This window comes from Terriglobales bacterium, assembly GCA_035487355.1.
In the GTDB taxonomy this organism is placed as follows: Bacteria; Acidobacteriota; Terriglobia; order Terriglobales; family Acidobacteriaceae; genus QIAW01.
In genome coordinates this window covers 40,031-50,995 of the sequence record DATHMF010000035.1, presented here as the reverse complement: position 1 = coordinate 50,995, position 10,965 = coordinate 40,031, and the positions used below count along the sequence as shown (strand labels likewise).

11 protein-coding genes are annotated in these 10,965 nt (G+C 54.1%); 3 read left to right on the top strand and 8 right to left on the bottom strand.

All coding sequences use genetic code 11. The features are described 5' to 3' along the window. The 3 genes from VK738_08880 to VK738_08870 form a co-directional block, all read left to right on the top strand. Positions 1–1,088, top strand: a 1,088-nt coding sequence (locus VK738_08880; GenBank protein ID HTD22754.1) for a hypothetical protein, incomplete at its 5' end; no start/stop codon positions are given. 220 nt (positions 1,089–1,308) lie between these two features. Further along, positions 1,309–2,349, top strand: coding sequence for a thioredoxin domain-containing protein (locus VK738_08875; GenBank protein HTD22753.1), 1,041 nt, complete (start codon positions 1,309–1,311; stop codon positions 2,347–2,349). Between the two features lie 99 nt (positions 2,350–2,448). Beyond that, on the top strand, positions 2,449–3,525 hold the full coding sequence (locus VK738_08870) for a SurA N-terminal domain-containing protein (protein HTD22752.1): 1,077 nt from the start codon (positions 2,449–2,451) through the stop codon (positions 3,523–3,525). A 50-nt stretch (positions 3,526–3,575) separates the two neighbouring features. On the opposite strand, the gene VK738_08865 is transcribed toward VK738_08870, so the two are convergent. From VK738_08865 to secF, 8 genes are all read right to left on the bottom strand, one after another. Further along, positions 3,576–4,097, bottom strand: a complete 522-nt coding sequence (locus VK738_08865) for a biotin/lipoyl-containing protein (protein HTD22751.1) — start codon at positions 4,095–4,097, stop codon at positions 3,576–3,578. Between the two features lie 3 nt (positions 4,098–4,100). Beyond that, positions 4,101–5,633: an acetyl-CoA carboxylase biotin carboxylase subunit gene (accC, locus tag VK738_08860; GenBank protein ID HTD22750.1), complete on the bottom strand. Its 1,533-nt coding sequence runs from the start codon at positions 5,631–5,633 to the stop codon at positions 4,101–4,103. A gap of 193 nt (positions 5,634–5,826) precedes the next feature. After that, positions 5,827–6,651, bottom strand: a complete 825-nt coding sequence (locus VK738_08855; protein ID HTD22749.1) for a tetratricopeptide repeat protein — start codon at positions 6,649–6,651, stop codon at positions 5,827–5,829. 86 nt (positions 6,652–6,737) lie between these two features. Next, the gene (locus tag VK738_08850) at positions 6,738–7,178 is read right to left on the bottom strand and encodes a biopolymer transporter ExbD (GenBank protein HTD22748.1); all 441 of its coding nucleotides are present in this window, start codon (positions 7,176–7,178) and stop codon (positions 6,738–6,740) included. Positions 7,179–7,266: 88 nt separating this feature from the next. Continuing rightward, positions 7,267–7,746, bottom strand: coding sequence for a biopolymer transporter ExbD (locus VK738_08845; protein HTD22747.1), 480 nt, complete (start codon positions 7,744–7,746; stop codon positions 7,267–7,269). A gap of 113 nt (positions 7,747–7,859) precedes the next feature. Then, the gene (locus VK738_08840; GenBank protein HTD22746.1) at positions 7,860–8,627 is read right to left on the bottom strand and encodes a MotA/TolQ/ExbB proton channel family protein; all 768 of its coding nucleotides are present in this window, start codon (positions 8,625–8,627) and stop codon (positions 7,860–7,862) included. Positions 8,628–8,807: 180 nt separating this feature from the next. Then, a complete protein-coding gene (locus VK738_08835; GenBank protein HTD22745.1) occupies positions 8,808–9,536 on the bottom strand; it encodes an energy transducer TonB in 729 nt (242 codons plus the stop codon). Between the two features lie 205 nt (positions 9,537–9,741). Continuing rightward, a complete protein-coding gene (gene secF, locus VK738_08830; protein HTD22744.1) occupies positions 9,742–10,947 on the bottom strand; it encodes a protein translocase subunit SecF in 1,206 nt (401 codons plus the stop codon). Between the last annotated feature and the right edge of the window lie 18 nt (positions 10,948–10,965).

Here is a 10,965-nt window from a genome sequence, read left to right as displayed (position 1 = left end):
CCCGCTTGTCATATTCTCTGGTGGGGAAAGGCTGGACCTTCCGCCCCGAAATTGCCATCCGCGACACTTATTACACCGAGCAACAACATGTGGTCGGCGGAGTCGCCGTTCCCTCTCAGGATGTAATCAACCGTCACGACTTTGAAGGCTCGCTCGAAATTCGTCCTCCGGCCTTGGGGCGTATTTACGAAACTCCAGTCTTGGGGCACCGGCTGAAACACACCATCGAGCCCCGTGTCATCTATCGCTATGTCACGGGAGTGGATAATTTTTCGCAGATCCTCCGCTTTGACGAGCGCGACATCGTGAGCAATACCAGCGAAGCCGAAGTGGGAGTGATCAACCGCCTTTACGGCAAGCGCCTGCATCCCCATTGCAGCGATGAAAAACCCACTGCAGTTACTGAGGAGAAGGGCAAATCTCTGAAAGACGAGCCCTTGAAGAATTGCTCCAACGAAAATGCGCGCGAAATCGCCAATTGGGAGGTTGGACAAAAATACTATTTCAACCGGTCGTTTGGCGGTGCGTTGGTGCCCGGCACACGCAATGTGCTCAGCTCTACGGTTGATTTTACCGGCATTGCCTTTCTCACCGATCCTCGCAATCTTTCTCCAGTGATTTCCCGGGTGCGCATCTTTCCAAATGCATCCAGCACCATAGACTGGCAACTGGCTTATGACACGAAGAAAGGCCACATCAGTTCCAGCTACACATCTTTTTATTACTACTTCGGCAATTTCTTCATGGGCGCCGGACATGACCTGCTGCAGAGCCCGGGGCAGTTGCTGGTCGCCAAATCCTTGATAGCACCCTTCCGTTTCAACCAGTACCGCCTGTCAGGTGGATATGGCAACCCGAGAAAAACCGGCCTTACTGCGGCGGCATCGGCAGGGTTCGACGCGCAGCAAAGTTTTTTCCAAAGCATGTCGGTAGAGGCCACCTACAACTGGGATTGCTGCGGCATCACCATGGAGTACCGCCGCCTGGCGCTCGGTCCGCTGCGCAATGAAAACCAATACCGCTTTGTATTTACCATTGCCAATATCGGAAGTTTCGGGAACATGAGACGCCAGGAGAGGGTGTATTAGGGCTGTTTCATAACTGATCTGGACGGCAAGTTTCGAGACATATATCACGGCTCGACGGGTAGCCCATAGCTTTGTGTTACGCTGATTAGGAACAATTTGCGGGTCCATGAAGCGCCCATAGATTGCCAGCCTACAAGACCCGAGGTATCGGCCTTCCGTGAGATAATTTAAATACACTTCAAACCAGGTGAATCCCTTGTATTCAATTTTGAAATATCTAATGATTGCCATGTGCTTCGCTGCTCTTTCGCTCGAAGCCCAGAGTCCGGCTCCGACTACTCCGGCGCCGGCTTCTTCTGCCCCCCCTGTTTCTTTGCTTAACGATCCAGCGCTGCAGCAACGCATTGAAGAAAACCTGCGGGCGCGCTTCAGAATTCCAGCCACGGTCACGTTGGAAATCACCGCACGCAAGCCCAGCGACTTCTCCGGCTATGATCAGATCACAGTCACGCTGGTGGGGAATGGACATAGAAGTCCCAATGATTTTCTGCTGTCCAAAGACGGCATGACCCTGGCCCAGCTTCATAAAATTGATTTGAGCAAAGACCCTTTCGCTGTAAATAGCCGCCCTTTACGCGGCACTGCGGATGCGAAGGTCAAGGTCATCGTGTACGACGATTTCGAGTGCCCATACTGTGCCAAGGGGTATCAAACGCTCTTCAACGACGTTCTGCCGGAATACAAAGACAAAATCCTGATTGTGTACAAGGATTTCCCGCTTTTCGAAATTCATCCCTGGGCCATCCATGCGGCGGTGGACGCCAATTGCCTGGGCGCCCAGAGTAGCGACGCTTACTGGGCTTTTTCCGACTACGTACACGCGAACCAGGGCCTGATCAGCGGGGACAAAAAGCCGTTGCCAGACCAGTTCGCCGCGCTCGACCACTCCACCCAGGACTACGGCCAGAAGCACAACCTGGATCTGCCGCGTCTGGAGGCTTGCGTCAAGGCCCAGGATGAAACCGCAGTGCGCGATTCACTCAAGTACGGTGAAGAAACCCTCGGGGTGGAAGCAACCCCGACGTTGTTCGTCAACGGCACCAAACTTGATGGTGCGGTGCCCGCCGACGATCTGCGCGGCATTCTGAACGCCGCCTTGGAGAAAGCGGGCGTCCCCCTGCCGGCAGCGGAGATCAAGGCCAAGTCTGAAATTGGGTCCAAGGCAGTGCCGGCTGCCGGGGTGGGCGTAACCAGTGGGAAACAGGATACGGGCAAAAAGGATGATCCGAAATCTCCATCCGACGCCGACCCTAAAAAATAACAGATATTCAAGGTAACGTGATTCCGTGATTCTATTCCGTCTGTTTATTCAGAACAGCTATTGGAGACGCAACATGGACCGTCGCACGAGGAGGATGGGTTGAAAAAACGTGTTTCATTTCTAGCGCTCCTGGTGCTGGTTGCTGCGCTCGTCACCGCCGTGTTCTTCTTCCATATGTCGGGCTGCTCCTCCTCCTCCCACGGGAGTGACGTAGTGGCCAGCGTGAATGGCAAGAAGCTATTGCGGTCAGACTTGGATAGATACTACAAGCAGCAACTCGCCGGAGCAGCGCAACCTCCCGAAGGCGCTCAAGCCGACAGCTTGCGATTGAACATCGTGAAGTCCATGATTGCCGAAGAGATCGTGCTGCAGCGGGCGGAAAAGCTTGGGCTGCTGGCCTCCGATGAAGAAGTAGACAGCAAGATCAATGAATTCAAGGCCCCCAATACCGAAGAAGGATTTCAGCGCTGGCTCAAGGACCAGGGCCTGACCCTGGATGAGTTGAAGCGAGGGATACGCCGCCAGTTAACCATCGAGAAAGTCTATAACAAAGAGATCAACTCCAAAATCAACGTCACCGACGCCGATATTGCCAACTACTATAACCAGCATAAGACCCAATTCAACTGGATTGAGCCGGTCTATCACCTGGCCCACATTTTTGTCTCCTCCGCACCCAATCCACAGTTGCACAACTTAAAGAACGACAAGGCGCAGAACGATACCCAGGCGAAAGCCAAGATCCAGCAAATCCTGAACCGGCTGCAGAACGGCGAGGATTTCGCCGCTCTTGCCTCGAATTACTCCGAGGATTCGGAAACCAGCGCAAACGGCGGCGACTTGGGATTTGTCCAGGAATCTGCCCTGAAAACCAGCACCGATCCAGCTACGCGTGATGCCGTGGGCAAACTTGCCGCCGGCCAGATCAGCGGCATTGTTCCGCTCACCGATTCTGCCCACCGGGTCGCCGGCTACCAGATTGTGAAATTGATCTCCAAAGAGCCCGCTGGGCAGCGCGATTTGAACGATCCCCGGGTGCAACAGTACATTCGCGAACAAATACGCCAGACCCGGGAGCAGCTCCTGCGAGCAGCCTACCAGGAAGTCGTCCTGAACCAGGCCAGGGTCGAAAACTACTTGGCCGATGAGATTCTGAAAAACAACGGACAGAAATAGTTTCGAGTTTCACAATTTTGCACTTGAAACTCGAAACCTGAAACTCGAAACTATTCCACAATTGCCAGCACTTCACCAGCGTTGGCGGTCATGCCTTCTTTAACCAAAATCTTCCGCACCACGCCTTTCTTGGGAGACTTCAATTCGTTTTGCATCTTCATGGCCTCAATCACCAGGATCCCCTGGCCCTGCTCAACCTGGGCCTTTTCTGCAACCTGGATGCGGACAATCTTGCCGGGCATGGGTGCGGTTATTCTTTGCGGGCCGCTGTCACCGTCGCCGGCAACGCGGCGCGTTCGCAATGAGCGCGGATCGCCTACTTCAGCGGCATAGCGGTGGTTTTCTACGGAGACAATAACTCCCGCCGGGGTCATTTCACGTTTAATTTCATACGACCGGCCATCCAGTAAAAGCGAGAGCACCCCCGGTTGTGTCTCTCTGGCATCGAGCTGAAACTCCCGTGCTTCGGCCTCACTGTTTTCACGCAAGCTGCAACGCCAGCCACCATCACTGTTACCGGGTGTTAATTGCACCTGGTAAGTGCGCTCCTCGATTTTGATTTGATAGATCACGATTTAATTGCGCATGCCCTCGCGGCGTGCCACCATCTTCCATGCCGGTGGTGTTTGTACTTTGGCAGCGGCAGTCCCATTCAGACTCCCACCCTTACCCGTGGCGGCAAAGAGCGCGGCTGCAACCGCTGCAATCTCACGCCGGTTGGTTTCGTCGTTTTCGTCCTTCTCTTCTTTTCCCTGGGTAGCTGTATTCGATTGGGCAAGAATCTGGTCAAGATACCCGGTATGAATTTCCGCTTTGCGAAAACCGGGGTCTCGCAAAATTTTACGAAAGAGCGGGAGATTGGTTTTAATGCCGCCTATAAAGTATTCGTCCAGGGCCCGCTCCATGCGGGCGATGGCCTGCTTGCGGGTGCGCGCCCAGACGATAAGCTTGGAAAGCATCGGGTCGTATTCCAGCGGGACCTGCCAGCCCTCATAGACCCCGCTGTCTTCGCGCACGCCGGGCCCCGCCGGTGTCATCAGCCGGGTTATCTTTCCCGGAGAGGGAAAGAAATTATTCTCGGGATCTTCCGCGTAGAGACGGCACTCAATGGCGTGTCCGCGCAGATGAACATCCTCCTGGGCGAAAGGCAGGGGCTTGCCGGCGGCAATGTTGATCTGAAGCTGCACCAGGTCAAGCCCGGTCACCAGCTCCGTCACGGGATGCTCTACCTGCAAACGCGTATTCATCTCCAGAAAGTAAAATTTCTTTTCCGCATCCACCAGGAACTCAACTGTGCCCGCATTGGTATAGCCCGCCGCCTGTGCCACTCCCAGGGCCGCTTCGCCCATGCGGCGCCGCAACTCGGGGTCCACCACGGCGGAGGGGGCTTCTTCCACAACTTTCTGGTGCCGTCGCTGCAGAGAGCATTCTCTCTCTCCCAGGTAAACACAATGGCCGTGCTCGTCAGCAAGAATTTGAATTTCAATGTGGCGCGGATTTTCAATCCATTTTTCGATATAGACTTCCGCGCTGCCAAAGGCGCGCAGAGCTTCGCTCGATGCGGCATCGAAGGCAGATTCCAGCTCTTTGGCGGCCCGCACCAGGCGCATGCCCTTTCCTCCGCCGCCGGCTGCCGCCTTCAACATGACGGGATAACCCACCTCTTCGGCAACCTGCAGGGCCTCTGCCCGCGACAGGGGCGTGGTTGAACCAGGAACCAGCGGGATACCGGCAGACTGCATGGCCCGGCGCCCGCTGGTCTTGGAACCCATGATCTCCATGGCCTCCGCTTTGGGCCCAATAAACTTGATGCCGGCTTCTGTACACGCACGGGCAAAGCGGGGATTTTCAGAGAGAAATCCGTAGCCGGGATGGATGGCATCCGCTCCACAACTCCGGGCCACCTGCAGCAGCTTATCAATGCAGAGATAAGATTCGGTCGCAGCGGCCGGGCCAATGTAATAGGCTTCGTCAGCTTTACGGACGTGCAATGCAGTCCGGTCTACGTCGGAATAAACCGCGACCGAGCGCACACCCATCTCGCGGCAGGCGCGAATCAGGCGTACTGCAATTTCTCCACGATTTGCAATGAGGATTTTTTTGAACACAACAGGTACGGTTCCAGGGGCACCAGGAACAGAACTGGAAAGAATTATTCTACTACTCTCTGCCCTTTCGTATCGTCTCCCGGCTTGGCAAACCTGCCACTTTTAAAGCTGCCCTGAAGGGCAAAAAAGAACAATAGCAAAAAAGAAAGGGCCGTTGCCGGCCCTTTCTGGAAAAATTCTGCTCTTTCGCCTGCTATTTGTTCTCATCCATCACGATGCCGCCGGTCCGCTTGCTTTCTTCTTCGGCCTTGCGCTTCTTGACTTCCATGGCCTGTTCCACGTATCCATCGGCCGTTTTCAGGTCTATGGTGCGCTGCAGCGGATCGCCGCATTCGATATCGGCTTTTTCGCGATACATCAGGTTGAGGTAAGCCATGGCATCATCGTAATCTTTTCGCAGTTTCATGGCCTGGCTGAGCATATCCACGCCCTCTTTGACCGTCTCCGCATTTTTGCCGCGGAGTTCTTCGCAGACTTTCTCATCCTTGAGGGGCTCTTCCGGCTTCAACCCGATTTTTTGGCGCGCCTCCTGGCGTGGGAAATAGGCTTTGGTCCAGTCAATGACGCCGATGGAGTAGTAGGCTTCAGGGTCTGTGGGGTCCTGCTCCAGCACTTTTCGCTGATACTCCTTGGCCTGGTCGAATTTCTTCATGTTGAAGTAGAGCGACGCAATACCTTTGAGCGCAGTGATGCGGTTGGTTTGGTTGGGCTGGCTCTCCAGCACCTTTTGATATTGCTCGATGGCCTGTTCAGCGCTGCGATTGTTCTCAGGTGTATCCACGCCCGGCACGTACTGGCCAAAGTAGGCGGTTGCCAGATAAAGACGCGCTACACCGAGATCAGGATCGAGCGCCACAGAATTCTTGAAGTGCTCAATGGCATCCTCAAAGCGGCCGTTCTTGTAAGCTTGCACGCCTTTGTTCAACTGGTCGCGCGCCCTGAGCTTGTCGCAGCCCGTCGCCGAGAGCACCATGCATGCGAGCAACCCGACTAGAACGGCTCGTAAGCATATTTTCATAACGTTCTTCATCATCTCCCCTGTTCCATTCATAAAAAAGTCCGCGGCCTGCTGGCCTGCCCGGTTTTCCCTTTTTCTCAGAAAAACTATTGGCCAGCTTCAATCTTGGCTGTAATCAGACCAACTTTATCCACACCCACACCATGGGCGATATCAATCACCTGGGCTACATACTGAAAATCCACGTCTTTATCGCCTTTGACAAACATGACGCGCTCGGCGCGGGTCTTAAAGATGTTATTTAGAGTATCGGACAGATTGTCCCACGTAGCCGGGTCCTGGTTGATCTTCAGGTCGGGACGGTTGCCGTTGCCTTTCAGCACCTGCACCACAATGGTGCGATCGTTCGGCTCCTGTTGCTTCTGCGGATCTTTCGGAGGTTGCGGAACCAGAGCATCCAATCCCTTGGGCGTGAGCGGCGTGATGACCATGAAGATGATCAACAGCACCAATAACACGTCAATCAGGGGAGTCACATTGATGTCGGCGGAAGGGCCACCTTTGCCCCCGCCCACTGCCATTGCCATAACAAATTCTCCTTCACATTGGCTCCATCACCGGCTGAATTCGACCAGCAAGGAGAGCCTAAACTGTTTTATCCTGCGCGGTCTAACCTTACGTTGTCGGCTCTGTCTTCTTCTTCGTGGCGTCCGACGGCGGAGGAGGCGGGGTCGTGGACTTGTTCTGTTCCGTCAGCAGACCAAGCTGATCTACGCCGGCGGAGCGGACATTATCCACCACATCCACAACTACACCGTATTTGGCGTGAGCGTCCGCTCTCACATACACCTTCTTGTCGGCCTTGCGCTCCAGCTTGTCTTTCACCTTGTTGGTGATCTGGTCCATGGTAATGCGGTCGTTGCCCAGGTAAATCGCGCCATCGCGTTGTACCGCCACGATCACAGCATCTTCCTTGTCGGCATCTTGCATGGCAATCGGGTTGTCGGCCTTGGCCATGTCCACACTGGCGCCCTTCTGAAGCATGGGGGTCACCACCATGAAAATGATCAGCAGCACCAGCATGACGTCCACCATTGGGGTCACGTTGATGTTGGAGTTGACTTTGCTGCCTTCGTCTCTTTTTGCAATTCCCATAAGCTTTTTAATCCTGCCTGCGATCTGTCTCTAAAGTATGGATTCGGGCCCGGTTTTTAATCACCGGACCCGAGAGGAGGTCAGACCTTAATTTTTGTTCCTGGCACTTACGTTTACTTGCGCATTTTGCCGCTGCGCTTCAGGAAGTAGTCAATCAACTCGCTGGAGCTGTTGTCCATCTCGACGTCGAATGCTTCTACTTTATTGGTGAAGTAGTTAAACATCCAGACCGCGGGAATGGCCACGAACAGTCCGATGGCCGTAGTGACCAGGGCTTCAGCGATACCGCCGGCCACAGCCGCCAAACCAGTTGCCTTTGAAGTTGAAATTCCGATAAACGCGTTCAGAATGCCGGCCACGGTGCCCAGCAACCCCACGAACGGGGCAGTGGACCCGATGGTGGCCAATCCACCCAGGCCGCGCTTCAATTCGGCGTGCACAATGGCTTCGGCACGCTCCAGGGCGCGCTTGGAAGCCTCGATTTCTTCACCGGGAATGTCAGAAGATTCGGTGTGGGCCTTGAATTCCTGCAGCCCCGCCGTCACAACTTTTGCCAGATGGCTCTTCTTGTTGCGCTCGGCCACGCGAATGGCTTCGTCAATTTTGCCTTCACGCAACGCACCGGCCACGGCCGGGGCGAACGAACGCGACTGCTTGCGGGCAGCGCTGAAAGCAAACGCCCGGTCAATCATCACGCCGATTGAAATTGCCGACATGGCAAACAGAATGATGACGATGATGCGGGCAAACCAGCCCATGGCGCCCCATAGTGCCAGTGGGTTATCGAATCCAGCCACCTGCTGCTGGCCCTCCTGGAACATCCACATGCCGAAAGCGGCAACATGGGTGAACATTAAACTTGCAACATTAACGAGAAACATAATTATGGTCCTTCCTCCTTGGTTCTAAATACAAAAATCTAAACTCAGGTATGCCAGACTCCCTTGCTCCAAATTTTTTATGGAAACAGGGTCATCCAGGGTAGATGCAAAGAAAGATAGATGCAAATCATGGCAGTTGCGGCTTCATCTCTGCCCAATCTCTGCCCAAAATTCTATATTCTATGCTCCACCCGTCAGGTTAAAGTTGACGGTGACCGTCGTCTCTACCTCAACCGGCTCGCCGTTCAAAATATACGGTCTGTACTTCCACTGCTTGACGGCATCCAAAGCTGATTGCACGAGCATGGGGTGGCCACTGATCACATTCAGGTTCTCCACGTTACCCTGCTTGCTGATGATGGCATGCAACACGACCGTGCCCTGAATACGGGCCGTCTTGGCCAGCGGCGGATACGGAGGCACCACTTTGTGAATCAGGTTGCCTTCTACAACACCGCCCGACACGCGCACGCGGTTCAAAGTGACTTTGGGAACGCTACCGGTGCCGCCGATCAGGCTGCCAATAACTCCACCCATACCACCACCCGGGACTCCGCCGGTAACTCCGCCGGGCACAAAGCCCGCGGCGGCGGCAGGTGGCGCTTCCTCTTCCTTCACGATCTTGATTTTCTCAGGGATCTTGGTGGGGGTGCGCAACGCGCCGTTTTCCAACTCGGTCTCAATTTTCGTTACTTTGATGACTGCCATTGGCGGCGGTGGCGGTGGAGGCGGCGGCGGTGCCACCAGGAATGTCGCTATGATTTGCTTAGGTAGTACTTCTGTGTAGATCAGCGGAATCAGACAGAGGGTAAAGATCACAAGAAGCAGCAGGACTGTGGCGAATGATGTCGTCCAACCGCGCTTGGTTTTTAGTCTACCCGACGATTCAATCAGGCTATCTTCAAACATACTTCATCTCCCAGGAAATGGGTCAACAGAGTGTCTCTCCGTTTATTCGGTATTCACCATTACCTTAGACACCAGACATACCCAATAAAGTTCCCATTTTTCACTGTAAAAAAGCCATTAATTTTCAATTCTGCTTGCTTTTGCTTATAACCTTCCAGGGGGGCTGGTAAGAACACCTAATTTAAGACACCTATATTAGTGCAATTTACGCCTTGACTCGAACCTTTTCTTTGCGCCCGGAATCAATGGCCACAGGCTCCAGGCGTCTTCCAGATCGGCTAATGCGCCACTCTTGATAGGCCACCAGCATGGGTGCCGCAATGGCAATCGAGGAGTAAGTACCAATCAGGATTCCTACCACCAGAGCGAAAGAAAAACCCTTAAGTACCTCACCCCCAAAGAGATACAGTGAAAGCACGGTCAAGAACGTCAGCCCTGAGGTCAGGATTGTCCGGCTCAGGGTCTGATTGATGCTTTTATTAACAATCTCTGCCAAATTCTCACGCCGCATCAGCTTCACGTTTTCACGGATGCGGTCAAAGACCACAATCGTGTCGTTCATGGAGTAGCCGATCAACGTAAGGATGGCGGCAATAACCGTAAGACTAATCTCTTGATTCGTCAAGGAGAAAGCGCCGATGGTGATTAAAGTATCGTGAAAAACCGCCACCACCGCAGCCACGCCATAAATCAATTCAAAGCGGAACCATAGGTACACCAGCATTCCGGCCAGCGAATACAGGACCGCCAATATTGCCTGCTTCCGAAGCTGGGCGCCTACCTGCGGGCCTACAATTTCCACGCCGCGCACGCCAAAATTTGAGAGGAAAAAGTCATTCTGCAAAGCGCTCACGACTTCAGGAGACGTTACAGTTTTCAGTTCGTCCAGGCTGTTCAACACGCCGCCCTTTACCTTGTCACGGTAATCTACAATCTTCTGCGCCTCAGCCTGGTAGCGCCCGCCAACAGTGACGCCCAGGTGCAGCGGGTCACGCTTGACGAGCGCGTCGGCAATACTGTCCCGGTTTGAGTTATTGAGGTCCAGCTTGTCCTGGGGAGCATTGCTGGTCAGCGCTTGAATGATTTGTTTTTCGCCCTGGTCAAGGGCTGCTTCGCTGGTTTCTTTCTGCGACAAAGTAATCAGGACCTCGTGGTTGGCCGCGAGACCATAAGGCTGCAGGCGGGGGTCGTGCAGGCCGGCACGATCCAGATCTTTGCGGATCAAGTCCAGATCGGGCGTACTGGCAAACTTCACATCCACCTGGGTACCGCCGTTAAATTCCACCCCCAGGGGGATGTGGTGCCAGAACATGATTGAGAGCACGCCGGCTATGCTGAAGACCAGCGAAAAGGCCAGGAAGTACCACTTCTTGCCGAGAAAATCTATGTTGGTATTCTTAAAAAATTCCACTTGTTCAATCCTTAGATT

Bases quoted from the DNA above. Each gene is read 5' to 3' on its own strand.
- VK738_08840 (HTD22746.1), bottom strand. From the start codon at position 8,627: ATGTTTCTCGTTAATGTTGCAAGTTTAATGTTCACCCATGTTGCCGCT.
- VK738_08875 (HTD22753.1), top strand. From the start codon at position 1,309: ATGATTGCCATGTGCTTCGCTGCTCTTTCGCTCGAAGCCCAGAGTCCG.
- VK738_08850 (HTD22748.1), bottom strand. From the start codon at position 7,178: ATGGCAATGGCAGTGGGCGGGGGCAAAGGTGGCCCTTCCGCCGACATC.
- VK738_08845 (HTD22747.1), bottom strand. From the start codon at position 7,746: ATGGGAATTGCAAAAAGAGACGAAGGCAGCAAAGTCAACTCCAACATC.
- VK738_08835 (HTD22745.1), bottom strand. From the start codon at position 9,536: ATGTTTGAAGATAGCCTGATTGAATCGTCGGGTAGACTAAAAACCAAG.
- VK738_08855 (HTD22749.1), bottom strand. From the start codon at position 6,651: ATGAAAATATGCTTACGAGCCGTTCTAGTCGGGTTGCTCGCATGCATG.